Below are 15,316 nucleotides of genomic sequence, written 5' to 3'. Positions count from 1 at the left end.
GATGGAAGCGCTTCTTGCATCCGCCGTGGGCGTTCTGACCGCCGCCGGCATTTTCCTGATCCTGCGCCGGCGCACCTTTCCGGTGATCCTGGGCCTGTCGCTGCTGACCTATGCGGTCAACGCGTTCCTGTTCGCCACCGGGCGGCTGGCGCTGAACGCGCCGCCGGTACTGAACAAGTACAAGGAGGTCGCCTATACCGATCCGCTGCCGCAGGCGCTGGTTCTGACGGCCATCGTGATCTCGTTCGGGATGACGGCGGTGATCGTGATGATCGCGCTCAGCGCCTATCTGTCGTCGCGCGATGACCGCATCGACATGAGCGCGCAGGACAGTGTCGACGCGGCGGGAGAGGACGCATGAACCACTGGATCATCGCCCCCATCGTGCTGCCGGCACTGCTGGCGCCCTTCATCATCATGGTGCTGCGCTATCACCTTGATTTGCAGCGCATCTTTTCGGTCGCAGGCACCGTCGGCCTGGTCGGCATCGCGCTGACGCTGACCGCGCAGGCCTCGACTGGCGTTGTTCAGGTCTATGAGTTGGGGAACTGGCCCGCGCCCTTTGGTATCGTGCTGGTGCTCGACCGGATGTCGGCTCTGTTCGTGCTGCTGACATCTCTGCTGGCACTGGTCGTGGTGCTCTATGCGATGGGATCGGGCTGGGACAAGCGCGGGCGGCATTTCCACCCGCTGTTCCAGTTCCAGCTGATGGGGGTCTGCGGTGCCTTTCTGACCGGCGACGCCTTCAACCTGTTTGTGTTCTTCGAGGTGTTGCTGATCGCCTCTTACGGGCTGATGACCCATGGCGGCGGCGCGGTGCGGCTCAAGGCCGGGGTGCAATATGTCACCTATAACCTGCTTGGCTCCACCCTGTTCCTGTTCGCGCTCGGTACGCTTTACGCGGTGACCGGCACGCTGAACATGGCCGATCTGGCGGTGCGGGTGGCCGAGCTTCCGGCCGAGGATACCGCCCTGCTGCGCGTTGGGGCAGTCCTTCTGCTCCTGGTGTTCTGCATCAAGGCCGCGGTGCTGCCGCTGCATTTCTGGCTGCCGGCCAGCTATGCCAATGCACCGCTGCCGGTGGCGGCATTGTTTGCGATCATGACCAAGGTCGGCGCCTATGCCATCCTGCGCATGTATACGCTGGTCTTTGGCCCCGATCTGGCGATTGCCGAGGGGCTGGCGGGCGCCTGGCTGCTGCCCGCTGCTCTGGTCACGCTCGCGGTGGGCGCGATCGGTATCCTGGGCACCCAGCATGTTGCCCGCATGGCGGCCTTTGGCGCCATCGCCTCGATGGGCACATTGTTGATCGCGGTCTCGCTGTTCACCCCGCAGGCCACGGCGGCGGCGCTGTATTACGCGGTGCATTCGACCCTGGCGGCGGCGCTGATGTTCCTGGTCGCCGATCTGGTGATGGAGCGTCAGGGCGGACGCATCGACGGCATGCCGCCGATGGCGCAATCGGGGCTGATCGCGGTGCTGTTCTTCATCGGTTCGATCGCGCTGGCCGGGATGCCACCACTGTCGGGCTTTGTCGGCAAGCTGCTGGTGATGGACGCCGCGCGCGACGCGGGAGATTTCGCCGCGATCTGGGCGGTGATCCTGATCAGCTCCTTCGTCACCATAGTCGGTCTGGCGCGGGCGGGGTCGCTGATCTTCTGGCAGAGCCATGACGAGCGTCACAACACCGAGCCGGACCCGGAAAACGAGGACGAGGTGATCCACCAACCCGCGCCCGAGCCGATGCCCGGCCTGACCTTTGCCGCTGTGTTCGGCCTGGTGGCCGGTCTGGCGGCGGTCACCCTCTTTGCCGGACCGATGATGGACTATACCCGCGCCACCGCGGAGCAGCTTTATGCGCCGCAAGGGTATATCGACGCCGTGCTGACGGGAGATGAAGAATGAAGCTCTTGCGCCGCATCTTTCCGCACCCCCACCTGACCCTGCTGCTGACGCTGGTCTGGGTGCTGCTGGCCAATGCGCCGTCGCTCAACTCGCTGCTGTTCGGGCTGATCCTGGGGATCGTGATCCCCTTCATCACCCAGCCCTATTGGCCGGACCGACCCAAACTGCGCAACTGGCCGATGGTGGTGGAATACATTCTGGTCGTGCTGTGGGATATCGTGGTGGCCAATGTCACCGTTGCCGGCATCATCCTGTTCAAGCGCGACGCCGACCGCAAACCGGCCTGGATCTCGATCCCGCTGGAACTGCGCAGCCCCGAGGCGATCACCGTTCTGGCGGGCACCATCACCATGACCCCCGGTACCGTCAGCTGCGACCTGTCCGAGCGCGGCCTGAACCTGCTGGTGCATTGCCTGGACGCGCCCGACCCCGACGCGGTGCGCGACGAGATCAAGCACCGCTATGAACGCCGCCTGAAGGAGATTTTCGAATGATCCTGACCTATGCGATCTATTTCACCTTTGCCTGTTTCGGCGCGGCGATCATGATGTGCCTGTGGCGGATCATTACCGCCGACGGGGTCGGCACACGGGTGCTGGCGCTGGATACGATGGTGATCAACACCATCGCGCTGATGATCCTTTATGGCCTGGCCATCGGCAGCGAGATCTTCTTCGAGGCGGCCATGATCATCGCCATGCTGGGTTTTGTTTCAACCGTGGCCTATGCGCGCTTCATGCTGCGCGGCAATATCATCGAGTGAGGGCAGGATGGAACAAATCTGGGAAATCGTCATCGCCTTCTTCCTGATCGTGTCGGGCGTGTTCGGCTTTGTCGGCTCGTTCGGGATGATCAAGCTCAAGGACCCGATGTCGCGCCTGCACGCGCCGACCAAGGCCACCACGTTGGGGGTGGGCGGGGTCCTGATCGCCTCGATCCTGCATTCTCTGACGCTCGAGGATCACATCTCGCTGCATGAAATGCTGATCACGCTGTTTCTGTTCCTGACGGCGCCGGTCACGGCGCTGTTCATTGCAAAATGGCACATTCACCGGCATGAAACGCCCGAGACCCTGCCGCCCACCGGCGGGGATGGCAGGTGGGCCACCCATGCGGTTGCCCCCGACAACGACACACCAGAGCATACGGCCAACTGACAACATGCACATACCGCCCCTGCCCCGCACCCGTGACCTTGTACTGATCGGCGGGGGTCACACCCATGCGCTGGTGCTGCTCAAATGGGGGATGCTGCCACTGGCCGGTACCCGGGTGACGGTGATCAATCCCGGCCCCACCGCGCCCTATTCCGGCATGCTGCCCGGTTTCGTCGCCGGACACTATGACCGCGCGGCGTTGGATATCGACCTGGTGCAACTGGCGCGCTTCGCGGGCGCGCGGGTGGTGCTGGGCGCGGTCCAGGGAATCGACCTCGACCGGCGCGAGATACATGTGCCGGGGCGTCCGCCGGTCGGCTTTGACGTGGCCTCGGTCAATGTCGGCATCACCTCGGCTATGCCCGAGATGGCGGGCTTTGCCGATCACGCGGTTCCGGCCAAACCGCTGGGCCCCTTCGCCGCCCGCTGGGCGGCCTATCTGGCGGGCACCGGCCCGGCGCGTGTGGCGGTGATCGGGGGCGGGGTGGCTGGGGCCGAACTGGTCATGGCCATGGCCCATGCCCTGCGCAGCCGGGGTCGTGCGGGTCAGGTCACGCTGATCGACCGCGCGCGGGTGCTGGCGGGTCTCGGCCCGCGCGCCACCCAACGCATCCGGCAGGCTATGGAGGGGCTGGGCGTGACCCTGGTCGAAGGGGTCGAGATTGCCCGGATCACCGCCAAAGCGGTCGAACTGGCGGATGGCCGCCGGATCGAGGCCGATTTCGTGACCGGCGCCGCCGGCGCGCGCGCCTATCCCTGGCTGACCGAGACCGGGCTCGACACCCACGAGGGGTTCATCTCCGTCGATGCCTGCCTGCGCTCGAGCGATCCGATGGTGTTCGCCGCCGGAGATTGTGCGCATCTGACCGACAATCCGCGCCCCAAGGCCGGGGTCTATGCCGTGCGCGAGGCGCCGGTTCTCTATGACAATCTGCGCGCGGCGCTGGGGGCCGGGCATCCGCGCCCCTATCGCCCGCAATCCGATTACCTTAAGCTGATCTCGTTGGGCGGCAAATCCGCCCTGGCCGAGAAATGGGGCCGTGTCTTTGCGGGGCCCGCCATTTGGCGATGGAAGGACCGGATCGATCGGACCTTCATGGACCGCTTCCGCGAGCTGCCGCAGATGGGCCAGCCCGCCCTGCCCGAGCTTCACAGCGCCGGGCTGAGCGAGGCGCTGGGGGACAAGCCGCTTTGCGGCGGTTGCGGCGCCAAGGTCGGGCGCTCTGCGTTGCGCGCGGCGCTGGCGCCACTACCGGGCGCGATACGCAACGATATCACCCCGCTGCCCGGCGACGACGCGGCGCTGCTGTCAACCGGCGGTGTCCGGCAGGTGATGACCTCGGACCACCTGCGCGCGCTGGTCGAGGATCCGGTGCTGATGACCCGCATCGCCGCCCATCACGCGCTGGGCGATATCTGGGCCATGGGGGCAGAGCCGCAGGCGGCCACCGCAACGGTGATCCTGCCGCGCCTGTCGCCCGAGTTGCAACAGCGCAGCCTGACCGAGATCATGGCCGCTGCAACCGAGGTGATGCGCGCCGCCGGGGCCGAGATCGTCGGCGGCCACAGCTCGGTCGGGGACGAGCTGACCATCGGTTTCACCCTGACGGGCCTTTGTGCACAAGACCCAATCACTCTGGCGGGTGGAAGACCCGGAGATGTCCTGATCCTGACCAAGCCGCTGGGCAGCGGTGTGCTGATGGCCGCCGAGATGGCGGGCCAGGCGCCAGGCACCGATGTAGCCGCAGCTTATGCCCATATGACCACAGACCAGGGAGCCGCCGCGCGAATACTGACCACGGCCCGTGCGATGACCGATGTAACGGGCTTCGGCCTGGCCGGTCACCTGCACGGCATATGCGAGGCCTCGGGTACCGGGGCCCAGATCGCCCTCGACGCGGTGCCGCTGATGGCGGGCGCGCTGGCCCTGTCCGAGGCGGGTCACCGCTCGTCCATCTTCGCCGATAACCGGATGCTGGTGCCGGAATTGCCCGCCACCGGCGCGGCGGCGCTGCTCTTTGATCCGCAAACCGCGGGCGGTCTGTTGGCCGCTGTCGCCCCCGATCAGGCCCAAACGTGTCTCGCAGCATTGATCAAAGCAGGTTACCCCGCCGCCCGGATCGGGACACTCACCGAAAAGCCCGGCCTGCGCCTCGCCCGTTGACGGGGGGCCAGCCCCCCGCCGCCCGTTCCGGGCGCCTCCCCCCGGAGTATTTCCAACCAGAAAGAAGCAGCAGGCCACACCCCTTCATTTCGCCCCAAAATACTCCGGGGGAGTCGCGGCCCGCCGCGACGGGGGCAGCGCCCCCTCGCGCAGCACTCAGAGGTTATCCAGCGCTGCGGCCACCTGTTCCGCCAGCGCATCAATGCCTGCATGGTCGAGTGTGTCGGAGCGCAGGCACGCCGCAACCTGCACCGCATGGCTGGTGCGGGATTTACGGTAAGCCGGGTCGTAATGCTGTTCCATCAGGGCACGGGTGACCCCGTGTTTGTCACCTGCCGCAACCAGGGCCAGCCACCCCTCGACAACCGCATGCCCCCGGTGATAGCGCAGCGGGTCGAGCCGGGCGGTCAAAGTCTCGGCATCCGACAGGATATCGTCATAGGCAGCGGTCAGATAGGCGGTGCGGGCGGCGACCGGCGCCTCGATCTCGATCCGGGGCGCGGCGCAGAGCGCGGCCCAGAGGCTGGGCGGCAGGATGCGTTCGCCAATCTTGGAGCTTTCCGCCTCGACCACCACCGGGCGCGCGGGGTCGAGCCTGCAAAGCGCCGCCGCCAGCGCCGATTCGAACGCCTTCTGCCCAGGTTGGCCGCCGGGACGCGCCCCCAGCAGCGAACCGCGATGATTGGCCAGCCCTTCGAGGTCCAGCATCTGGACGCCCAGCGCCGGAAGCCGGGCCAGGATCTCGGTCTTGGCGGTGCCGGTGAACCCGTCGAGCGCCACCAGCCGGTGCGTCAGCGGATCCTCGTAAAGGTACCGGTTCACCAACCGGCGATAAGCGCGATATCCACCCGCGACCACCTCGGCCCGCCAGCCGATCTGTTGCAGCATCCAGGTGAACGAGCCGGACCGCTGCCCGCCCCGCCAGCAATAGACCAGCGGCCGCCAGTTGCCCGGGTGATGACTGAGGCTCTGCTCCACATGGTTTGCGGCGTTGCGGAACACCAGCGCCGCGCCCAGCTTGCGCGCCAGAAACGGGCTTTGCTGCTTGTAGATGGTGCCGACGCGGGCGCGTTCTTCGTTGTCCAGCACCGGCAGGTTGATGGCGCCGGGCAGATGATCTTCGGCATATTCTGCCGGGCTGCGCACGTCGATGACGGCGTCATAGCCATGCGCGTAGAGTTGCGGGAGCGTGGTGAATTCAAGAGCCATGCGCGCGGTGTAGCGCCCTTTGCGGATCAGTAAAAGATCACCCGTCGAAGGGTTCGATCAAATCCGGCCCGCTGGCGCGGTTCGAATTCACCGCCGGGTCGACGCGGTGATAATCCAGCACATCTTCGGCACCCGGCTGCATCAGCCGGGCGGCACCATGGCCTGCTTCGCCCAGCCAGAGTGGCCAATCATCTGGTTCCAGGATCAGCGGCATCCGGTGATGCAGCTTACCCAGATGATTGTTGGCTGCGGTGGTGACGATGGCGCAGGTAGGCTGGCGCGCGCTCTCGGGTCCCCAGTCCTGCCAGATCCCGGCAAAGGCGATCGGCGCGCCGTCGCGGCGGTGGATGTACCATGGCAGGCGCACGTCTCCGCCCGGTCGCGTCCATTCATAGAACCCGGTGGCCGGGATCAGACAGCGCCGCTGGCGACAAGCGGCGCGGAAAGCGGGTTTGTCGGCCAGCGTCTCGGCGCGGGCATTGATCAGCAGCGGGCCGTCGGTTTCGGTCTTGTACCAATGCGGCAGAAAGCCCCAACGCATCGCCAGCAGGTTCCGCCCGCCCGGCCCCGCCCGCACCACATGCACCGGGTTGGTCGGGCAGATATTGTAGTTCGGCACAGATGGCAGGTCATTGGCCGGTCGCGCCTGAAACAGGCGCGCCATGGCGTCGCTGGGCAGGGTGTTGGCGATCCTTCCGCACATGGCGGCAGGTTACGAGGCCGCCTGCACCTTGGCCAGCACCTCTTGCACCTGAGCCTCGGCGATCTGCCAGGCCGGCAGTGCTTCGACCGCCGCGATCCAGCGGTGAACATTGGCAAAGCCGTCCAGCGGATACTGGCACTGCGCGCGCAGGCTGAGGATGCAGGCGACCGAGATATCGGCCAGCGTCACCCCGTCGCCAACCAGCCAGTCACGCCCGGCCAGATGAGCGTCGAGAACGGCCCCGTATCTGGCGGTCTGCGTGGTGGCGGCTTCCAGATCGGCATCCATCTGGCCAAAGATATGGCGGCTGATGAACGGCGAGAGCGCAGGCGTCCAATGCGCGGTCTCCCAGAACTGCCAGCGCAGGATATCATAGCGGATGTCGGATTTCGGCCAGAGCGATGTGTCAGCCTGGGCACAAAGCCGCGCCATCATGGCGTTCGATTCCCAGAGCGTGCCGCCGTCTTCATATTCGAGCACCGGCACCTTGGCATTTGGGTTGAGGGCAACAAATCCCGGGGCGTGCTGCTCGCCGGTGGCGAGATTGACCATTTCCAGCGGCAGGTTCAGACCCAGATGGGCGTTGACCACAAGCACCTTGCGAGAGTTCGGGGACGGAGGAAAGACATGCAGTTTCATGGGGCACCTATTATTTAACTATTTCGTTAATTATATGATCTTCCTGCCCTGCGTCAACCCGTGTGTCCAAGGGCGCGGCGGTTGCGGCCCCGCGCCTCGCACCCTAAACCTGTGCTCATCTTGTAACGGAGACAGCTCAAGGTGCAGAACGACATCTCTCAGGCACAGCGCGCCGTCCAGGGCGGCGACTTCCGCACCGCTCAACGACTGGCCCGTAAGGGGCTGAAAGCCGACAAGACGCATCCCGGCTGGATGAACATCGCCGGGATCGCCGAATGCGGCCTGGGCCGACACAAGGCCGGGCTGCCGCATTTCCAGCTGGCGTTGAAACTGGCGCCGGATTTTCACGACGCCCGGCGCAACCTGGCACAGACGCTGGTGCTGTTGGGCCGCACGGACGAGGCCGACATGCATCTGCGGCGGCTGACCGATGCGAACCCGCAGGACGCCGGGGCCTGGGCGCTGCTGGCGCAGGTTGGAATGGCACGGGGCGATGACGTGGCAGCGAAGGCTGCGGTGGACAGCGTGATCGCGCTGTATCCCGGTCAGGCGCGCGGGTATCTGCTCAGGGCCCGGCTGTTGGGACAAACGGGTGACGAGATGGGGGCACTGGCCGATCTCGAACGCGCGGCAGAGCTTGAGCCGGGCAATGTCGAGGCGCTGATCGCGCTGTCGCTGCCACTGGCGCGGGCCGACCGGCCCGATGCGGCCCGCACGGTGGCGGAACGGGCGGCGGCGCTGGCCCCGGGTCATGTTCCGGCCCGGCTGGCGCTGGCAATGCGGCTGGTGGAACAGGGTCAGACCGAGGCCGCCAAGGAACAGTACCGGGCGGTGCTGGAGATCACGCCGGGACAGCCTGAGGCGCTGGAGCAACTGGCGCAGATCAATTCGGGCGCGGAAAACGCCGCGTTGATCCCACAGGCGCTGGCGGCGCTGAAGGCCGCCGATGACAGCGGCCCGGCCAAGGGGCAGTTGCATTTCGCACTGGCCCGGATCGCCGCGCAAGCGGGCGACGAGGACGGGTTTGCCAAACACCTGACCCGCGCCAATGCAGCGATGGCGCGGTTGATGCCCTATGACGCCGGGGCCGACACCCGGCTGAGCGAGGCGCTGATGGTGCGGTTCGGGCCGGGCGCGGATTGTGACGGGTCGGGCGATGGTGTGGCACCGGTCTATGTGCTGGGCCTGCCGCGATCCGGCACCTCTCTGACCGAGGCAATGCTGGGCGCGCATCCGGCGGTACATCCGCTGGGCGAGCGTATCGCGCCGGGTCGTCTGCTGGCCCCCTTGATCAACGGCAACCTGCCATTCGATGAACAGGCGCGCGCCACCTTCCGCAAAGGTGAGGCCGAGAGCCTGCCCGCCCTGCCCGACGGCACCCGGTTCTATACCGACAAGATGCCCGAGAACTATCGGCTGGTGGGGTTCCTGCTGACGGCGCGGGCGGATGCGCGGGTGATCCACCTGCGGCGCGACCCGCGCGATGTGGCGCTGTCGCTGTGGCAGGCGCATCTGGCGGGATCGGCGCTGAACTATGCCTATGACCTGCGGGCCATGGCGCATCGGTTCAACCTGTATGCCCGGATGATGGCGCATTGGCATGCGGAGTTCCCGGGCCGGATCCTGGATCTGGCTTACGAGGATCTGGTGGCGGATGTAGAGGGCGCCAGCCACCGGCTGGCCGCACATCTGGGGCTGGACTGGGTGCCCGAAATGGCGCGACCCGATCAGGCGGCAGGCCAGGTGCTGACACTCAGCGCAAACCAGTTGCGCCAGCCGGTGCACACCCGCTCGGTCGGCAAATGGCGCAAGCATGAGGCCATGCTTGAGCCATTCATCGCAGGTCTCGACCCCGGGCTCTGGCCCGAGTTGGGCCAGGCCAGAGTCTGACGGTCACTTCTTGACGATGCGCCCATCCACATAGGGCTGATAAGGCGCGTTGGCGGCAAGGTATTCCGCTGTCACATCGGCCAGATCGGGACCGTAGTCATAGGCGTTCTTGTCGTCGCCCGAGAACATCGCATAGCCGTCACCGCCATTGCGGACATAGTTGTTGGTCACAACCATGTAGGTCGCGGCCGGATCGAGAGGCACAAAACCGTCCTCGCTGGCGACCATGACCTCGACAATGCGGCTGCCGGCAGGCTGCGCGCTGTCCCAGGCATAGGTCAGGCCCGAGACCTGCGGAAAGCGGCCCGCGCCCTCTTCAACCTGGCTGACGCCGTTCTCCAGCGCCTCGACGATCAGGGCGCCGGTCGCCTCGAAGGTCGACAGCGTGTTCTGGAACGGCAGTACCGTCAGCACCTCGCCCATGGTCACGTCACCCGCGTCAATCGAGGCGCGCAGCCCGCCCGAATTGGCGATGGCGATGGTGACGCCCTGATCGGCGACGCGATCCAGCATGGCGTCAGCCACCAGATTGCCCATCTGGCATTCCTGCACCCGACAGACATCGCGGTTGCCCTCGATGGGCGCGGCGGCATTGGCGACCACCTTGTTGCGGATCTCCTCCAGCGGCACCGCCAGTTCCTGGATGCGGGCGACGGTAGCGGCGTCCTCGGACACAGCGGCGTCCATGATCAGCGGCTCGCCCACCGCCTCGGTCACATTGCCCGCATCGTCAAAGGTGACGTTCAGCTCGCCCAGGAACTTGCCATAGGCATAGGCCTGAACGATCTGCACCCCGTTGACCACGGTGGGATAGGGGCCCGACGCCTTGTCCGAGACATTCGACAGGTAGGTGTTGGAATGACCACCCACGATCACGTCGACGCCGGTCGTTTCCGCCGCGACCCGCTGGTCGGTGCCATAGCCCGAATGGCTGAGGACGATGATCTTGTTCACGCCCTCGGCGGTCAGCCGGTCAACCTCGGCCTGCACGGCAGGCACCGGGTCCGAGAACGAGATATTCGGGCCGGGGCTGGCCAGTTCATGGGTATCCTCGGGCGTCAGGCCGATCAGACCGATCTTTTCGCCACCCTTCTCGATCACCGTCGATTTCAGCAGCTTGGTGGCCAGCAGCTCCTCGCCGCTGAAATCGGCATTGGACATCAGGACCGGAAAGCCCACCGCATCCATGAAGCCGCGCAGCACCTCGGGGCCGTCGTCGAATTCGTGGTTGCCCACGGTCATCGCGTCATAGCCGAGCTTGTTCATGAACTCGGCCGCAACCTTGCCCTTGTAATAGGTATAGAACAGCGTCCCCTGGAACTGGTCGCCGCCATCGACAAGGATGGAATTGCCGGCGCGGGCGCGGGCGGCTTCGATCGCGGTCACCAGGCGGGCGGTGCCCCCGAAACACTTGCCTTCGGTATTCTCTTCGGGCTTGCACCCGCTGTCATATTTGCTGATCGGTTCGAACCGGGCGTGGAAATCGTTGGTATGCAGAATGGTCAGCTTATATTCGGCGGCGGCCATGCCGGCCGTCAGGCCCAGCGCCGCGACCGAAGTCATGAAACGGGTGAACATGCTATCAACTCCCTGTTGTTATTGCGCGTGATGGTGCGCGCGGAATTGAGCGGAGTCAAAGGTCTCGTGAGGGAAATCGCGCTTGATTCCTCCCCCTGCCCAAGGCATCACCGGGCCATGCTGATCTACAAGATTTTCCGGGCCGACGAATGGGCGGCGCTGACACGTGACGGCCAGAGCGCCGGGGCACCGGTGGACCTGGCCGACGGGTTCGTGCATTTCTCGACCGCCCAGCAGGCGGCGGAAACGGCAGCCAAGCATTTTGCCGGGGCCGAGGGGCTGGTCTTGCTGGCCTGCGAAGCGGATGCCATGGGCGAGGCACTGAAATGGGAAGTGTCGCGCGGCGGTGCCCTCTTTCCGCATCTTTACCGCGAGTTGCGGCTGTCGGATGTGGTCTGGTCGCGGCCGCTGCCGCTGGTGGATGGCGTGCATCAATTCCCGCAGGAGATGACATGACAGGCTATATCGACCCCGACCGCGACCAGTTCGAGGCGTTCAAGGCGCTGGATCGCGACCACCCGATCGAGATGCTGAACCTTGTCAGGTTCCGCGACCACGCCGCCTATCCCGAGGGCCACGCGCTGGCCGGTGCCGGACTGAGCGGGGCCGAGGCCTATCGCAATTATGGCCGCGAGACCGCGCCGATCATCGCGCGGCTGGGCGCCTCGATCGTCTGGCGCGGCGCGTTTCAGACCGTGCTGATCGGCCCCGGCGACGAGGTCTGGGACGAGATGTTCATCGCCCGCTACCCCAATGCCCATGCGTTTCTGGAGATGGTGACCGATCCCGCCTATCGGCAGGCGGTGGTTCACCGGCAGGCGGCGGTCGAAACCTCGCGCCTGATCCGCACCAAACCCGGCACAGGGGGCACCAGCTTCGGATGAAGATGATCGAGAAATTGGGGCTGGCCGCCCTGCATCGGCTGGACCCGGAAACCGCGCATGGCCTGTCGATCAAGGCGCTGCAGGCGGGGCTGGTACCCCTGCCCGGCCCGGTGACCTCGCCCCGGCTGCGCACGCGTATGGCGGGGCTCGATCTGCCCAACCCGGTGGGGCTGGCGGCGGGGTTCGACAAGAATGCCGAGGCTCTGGCGCCACTCTCGCGCGCAGGTTTCGGGTTTATCGAGGTGGGGGCGGCCACGCCGCGCCCGCAGCCGGGCAACCCGCGACCGCGTCTCTTTCGCCTGACCGAGGACCGCGCCGCGATCAACCGGTTCGGCTTCAACAACCAGGGGATGGAGGCGATTGCCGCGCGACTGGCAAAGCGCCCCCGCGACGCGGTGATCGGTCTCAATCTGGGGGCGAACAAGGACAGCACCGACCGGCCCGGCGATTTCGCCCGCGTGCTGGCGCATTGCGCGGCGCATCTGGATTTTGCCACCGTGAACGTGAGCTCTCCCAACACCGAGAAACTGCGCGACCTGCAAGGGCGCGCGGCGCTGACGGCGCTGCTCTCGGGCGTGATCGAGACCCGCGATGCGCTGGCGCGACCGATCCCGGTGTTCCTGAAAATCGCGCCGGACCTGAGCGAGGACGAGATCGCCGATATCGCCGCCGTGGCGCGCGATACGGGTGTGGATGCGGTGATTGCCACCAACACCACCCTGTCGCGCGAGGGGCTGAAAAGCCCCCACAAGGGCGAGACGGGCGGGCTGTCGGGTGCGCCGCTGTTTGACAAATCGACCCGCGTTCTGGCGCGGCTGTCGGCACTGACTGGCGGCGAGATCCCGTTGATCGGCGTGGGCGGCATCAGTAGTGCCGAACAGGCCTATGCAAAGATCCGCGCCGGCGCCTCGGCCGTGCAATTCTATACCGCGATGGTCTATGGCGGCCTGGCGCTGGCCAGTGAGATCGCGCAGGGCCTTGATGCGCTTCTGGCGCGCGACGGGTTCGCCTCGGTCGCCGAGGCGGTGGGAACCGGAAGAGAGGACTGGCTGTGATCGAATACTGGCACAATCCGCGTTGTTCCAAGTCGCGGCAGGGTCTGGCGCTGCTCGAAGAGCGGGGCGCAGAGGTGCATGTGCGCCGCTATCTTGAGGATTCGCCGGACCTTGCCGAATTGCAGGCCGCGCAAGCGGCGCTGGGGGTTGCAGCCATCGACATGATGCGCACGGGCGAGGCGCGGTTCAAGGAGCTGGGTCTGACCAAGAGCGACCCCGACGCCGTGCTGCTGGCCGCCATGGCGGAAAACCCGGTGCTGATCGAACGGCCGCTGGCGATCCGCGGGGCGCGAGCGGCGATCGGACGGCCGCCCGAGGACCTGCTCAGCCTGTTGGACTGATCGCCGCACGCTCCAGCGCCGGATAGCGCAGGCCCAGCGTGAGCCCGCGCGCGACAAAGGAAATCGTCAGCGCCATCCACAGGCCGTGATTGCCGTAGGGCTCGATCAGCAGCCAGACGGCGGCGAAGTAGATCGCCGCCGAGAGCGCCATCATGTTGCGCATGTCGGCCGAGCGGGTGGCGCCGATAAAGATGCCATCGAACATCACCAGTGCCAGGATCAAGAGCGGCGCCGCCACCATCCAGGCCAGATAATCGCGAGCCGCCAGTTGCACGCTCGGATCCTTGGTCATCACGTCGATCAGCCAGGGCCCGAGCGCCCAGAACACCACCGCCAGCAACAGAGCCAGCACCAGTCCCCAGAGGCTGGTCATCCATGCCGCGCGCCTGAGCCGGGCCACCGCACCGGCGCCAAAGGCCTGCCCCACCAGCGACTCGGCGGCAAAGGCAAAGCCGTCCAACGCATAGCCGGTGATATGGACGAATTGCAGCAAGACCTGGTTGGCCGCCAGCGTCACATCGCCGAACCGCCCGCCGAGCAACAGGAAGCTGACAAAGATCGCCTGAAGCAGCATCGAGCGGATCAGGATATCGGTGTTGACCACCGCCATGCGGCGCAGGCGGGCGGCCTCGAACACCCGCGCCCAGTCGCGCCAGCGCGGGTTCAGAAAGGCATCGCGGCAGAGCCAGAGGCCAAAGGCGAGCCCGGTCCACTCGGCCAGGAAAGTGGCAAAGGCAACCCCGTTCACCCCCCAGCCGAGACCAAGCACGAACCACAGGTCGAGCCCCATGTTGAGCCCGTTCATCCACAGTTGCAGCACCAGCACCGCCCGTGTGCGCTCCAGCGCGATCAGCCAGCCGGTTATGCCGTAGATGGCGATGGCGGCGGGGGCCGACCAGATGCGGATGGACATGTAGCCGCGTGCCAGCGTCTCGACCTCGGCGCTGGCCGGGCTGAGGGCCAACGCGCCCCAATAGATCGGCAGTTGCAGCAGAATCAGTGCGACTCCACCTGCCACACCGATCATCAGCGAGCGGGTCAGCAGGGCGGCAACCTCGCCCTCTTGCCCTGCCCCATGGGCCTGCGCCGTCAAGCCGGCAGTGCCCATGCGTAGAAAGCCAAAGATCCAGTAGATCGCCGACAGGATGATCGCGCCGACGCCAACGGCGGCGATGGGTGCGGCCTGGGGGATCTGCCCCACCACGGCGGTATCCACCGCGCCAAGGATCGGCACGGTCATGTTGGCCAGCATGATCGGAACGGCGATCTTCAACACCCGCTGATGCGTGATCGGGGCCGCGTCGGACATGTACCGCTCAGCTTTCGGGCTTGGGATCCTGCGGCATCAGGAAATGCCCGGTCCCCTGCGCATAAAGCTTGTCATGGTGGTCCTGCCATGCCTCGACCCGGACCGAGGCATAGCGCCGCCCGGCGCGGCTGATATAGGCGCGCGCATAGGCGTCGCGCGGCAGGCCCGAGCGCAGGTAGTCGATGGTAAAGTCGATGGTCTTGGGAAAGCGCATATTCTCGTCGGTCAGAATATCCTCGGGCGCCAGGTCACCGCTCTCGATCCGTTCGAACAGATGCGCCCAACTGAGGGTGATGATTGCCGTCACCTCGAGAAACGCCGCCGTCACCCCGCCGTGAATGGCGGGCAGGAACGGGTTGCCGATCAGCTTGTCGTCGAAATTCAGCACCCCGGTCAGCTCATCCCCGCGCCGGTCAAAGGTGATGCCCAGAAAGCGGATATAGGGCACGCCGCTGACCAGCGCGTTCAACGCGGCATCGCGG

Annotated in this window: 17 protein-coding genes; 11 read left to right on the top strand and 6 right to left on the bottom strand. The window is 66.1% G+C overall.

The window, feature by feature from the left end; translation table 11 throughout:
* Position 1: 1 nt before the first annotated feature.
* From AC2FNY_RS12545 to selD, 6 genes are read left to right on the top strand one after another with little or no spacing between them, the layout of a single operon-like run.
* Positions 2–361 carry a Na+/H+ antiporter subunit C gene (locus tag AC2FNY_RS12545; RefSeq protein ID WP_234138862.1) on the top strand — a complete coding sequence of 120 codons (360 nt, stop codon included), beginning with the start codon at positions 2–4 and terminating at the stop codon, positions 359–361.
* Entirely contained in the window at positions 358–1,905 is a 1,548-nt protein-coding gene (locus tag AC2FNY_RS12540; protein ID WP_496802658.1) for a monovalent cation/H+ antiporter subunit D, read from the top strand. The genes AC2FNY_RS12545 and AC2FNY_RS12540 overlap by 4 nt, the downstream gene beginning before the upstream one ends.
* Positions 1,902–2,399: a Na+/H+ antiporter subunit E gene (locus AC2FNY_RS12535; RefSeq protein ID WP_496802657.1), complete on the top strand. Its 498-nt coding sequence runs from the start codon at positions 1,902–1,904 to the stop codon at positions 2,397–2,399. Before AC2FNY_RS12540 ends, AC2FNY_RS12535 begins: the two co-directional genes overlap by 4 nt.
* Entirely contained in the window at positions 2,396–2,668 is a 273-nt protein-coding gene (locus tag AC2FNY_RS12530; protein WP_235776030.1) for a K+/H+ antiporter subunit F, read from the top strand. The genes AC2FNY_RS12535 and AC2FNY_RS12530 overlap by 4 nt, the downstream gene beginning before the upstream one ends.
* 7 nt (positions 2,669–2,675) lie before the next feature.
* The gene (locus AC2FNY_RS12525) at positions 2,676–3,062 is read left to right on the top strand and encodes a Na+/H+ antiporter subunit G (protein ID WP_496802656.1); all 387 of its coding nucleotides are present in this window, start codon (positions 2,676–2,678) and stop codon (positions 3,060–3,062) included.
* Between the two features lie 4 nt (positions 3,063–3,066).
* Complete coding sequence (selD, locus tag AC2FNY_RS12520; protein ID WP_496802655.1) at positions 3,067–5,226, top strand: selenide, water dikinase SelD; 2,160 nt, start codon at positions 3,067–3,069, stop codon at positions 5,224–5,226.
* A gap of 156 nt (positions 5,227–5,382) precedes the next feature.
* On the opposite strand, the gene mnmH is transcribed toward selD, so the two are convergent.
* The 3 genes from mnmH to AC2FNY_RS12505 are packed head-to-tail and all read right to left on the bottom strand — an operon-like array spanning position 5,383 to position 7,777.
* Positions 5,383–6,435 (bottom strand): tRNA 2-selenouridine(34) synthase MnmH, encoded by a 1,053-nt coding sequence (mnmH, locus tag AC2FNY_RS12515; RefSeq protein WP_496802654.1) that lies wholly within the window; start codon positions 6,433–6,435, stop codon positions 5,383–5,385.
* A 37-nt stretch (positions 6,436–6,472) separates the two neighbouring features.
* Positions 6,473–7,138, bottom strand: coding sequence for an SOS response-associated peptidase (locus tag AC2FNY_RS12510; RefSeq protein WP_496802653.1), 666 nt, complete (start codon positions 7,136–7,138; stop codon positions 6,473–6,475).
* 9 nt (positions 7,139–7,147) lie between these two features.
* Positions 7,148–7,777 (bottom strand): glutathione S-transferase family protein, encoded by a 630-nt coding sequence (locus tag AC2FNY_RS12505; RefSeq protein ID WP_496802652.1) that lies wholly within the window; start codon positions 7,775–7,777, stop codon positions 7,148–7,150.
* A 141-nt stretch (positions 7,778–7,918) separates the two neighbouring features.
* Here AC2FNY_RS12505 and AC2FNY_RS12500 point away from each other — a divergent pair, with 141 nt between their 5' ends.
* Positions 7,919–9,667: a sulfotransferase family protein gene (locus AC2FNY_RS12500; RefSeq protein WP_496802651.1), complete on the top strand. Its 1,749-nt coding sequence runs from the start codon at positions 7,919–7,921 to the stop codon at positions 9,665–9,667.
* 3 nt (positions 9,668–9,670) lie between these two features.
* Here AC2FNY_RS12500 and AC2FNY_RS12495 read toward each other — a convergent pair whose 3' ends face one another.
* Positions 9,671–11,245 carry a bifunctional metallophosphatase/5'-nucleotidase gene (locus AC2FNY_RS12495; RefSeq protein ID WP_234138853.1) on the bottom strand — a complete coding sequence of 525 codons (1,575 nt, stop codon included), beginning with the start codon at positions 11,243–11,245 and terminating at the stop codon, positions 9,671–9,673.
* A 117-nt stretch (positions 11,246–11,362) separates the two neighbouring features.
* Here AC2FNY_RS12495 and AC2FNY_RS12490 point away from each other — a divergent pair, with 117 nt between their 5' ends.
* The 4 genes from AC2FNY_RS12490 to arsC are packed head-to-tail and all read left to right on the top strand — an operon-like array spanning position 11,363 to position 13,525.
* On the top strand, positions 11,363–11,701 hold the full coding sequence (locus tag AC2FNY_RS12490) for a DUF952 domain-containing protein (protein ID WP_496802650.1): 339 nt from the start codon (positions 11,363–11,365) through the stop codon (positions 11,699–11,701).
* Positions 11,698–12,129 (top strand): DUF1330 domain-containing protein, encoded by a 432-nt coding sequence (locus tag AC2FNY_RS12485; RefSeq protein WP_496802649.1) that lies wholly within the window; start codon positions 11,698–11,700, stop codon positions 12,127–12,129. The genes AC2FNY_RS12490 and AC2FNY_RS12485 overlap by 4 nt, the downstream gene beginning before the upstream one ends.
* The gene (locus AC2FNY_RS12480) at positions 12,126–13,184 is read left to right on the top strand and encodes a quinone-dependent dihydroorotate dehydrogenase (protein WP_496802648.1); all 1,059 of its coding nucleotides are present in this window, start codon (positions 12,126–12,128) and stop codon (positions 13,182–13,184) included. Before AC2FNY_RS12485 ends, AC2FNY_RS12480 begins: the two co-directional genes overlap by 4 nt.
* Complete coding sequence (arsC, locus tag AC2FNY_RS12475; RefSeq protein ID WP_496802647.1) at positions 13,181–13,525, top strand: arsenate reductase (glutaredoxin); 345 nt, start codon at positions 13,181–13,183, stop codon at positions 13,523–13,525. The genes AC2FNY_RS12480 and arsC overlap by 4 nt, the downstream gene beginning before the upstream one ends.
* Here arsC and AC2FNY_RS12470 read toward each other — a convergent pair.
* Both AC2FNY_RS12470 and AC2FNY_RS12465 read right to left on the bottom strand, forming a co-directional pair.
* Complete coding sequence (locus tag AC2FNY_RS12470; RefSeq protein ID WP_496802646.1) at positions 13,509–14,834, bottom strand: MATE family efflux transporter; 1,326 nt, start codon at positions 14,832–14,834, stop codon at positions 13,509–13,511. The genes arsC and AC2FNY_RS12470 overlap by 17 nt on opposite strands.
* Before the next feature lie 7 nt (positions 14,835–14,841).
* Positions 14,842–15,316 (bottom strand): PaaI family thioesterase (locus AC2FNY_RS12465; RefSeq protein ID WP_496802645.1); only part of this gene is annotated, 475 nt, incomplete at its 5' end.

It is taken from the genome of Ruegeria sp. BHSC223 (assembly GCF_059613025.1).
The sequence above is the reverse complement of the archived record's forward strand: the minus strand, read 5'-3'. Positions and strand labels throughout refer to the sequence as shown.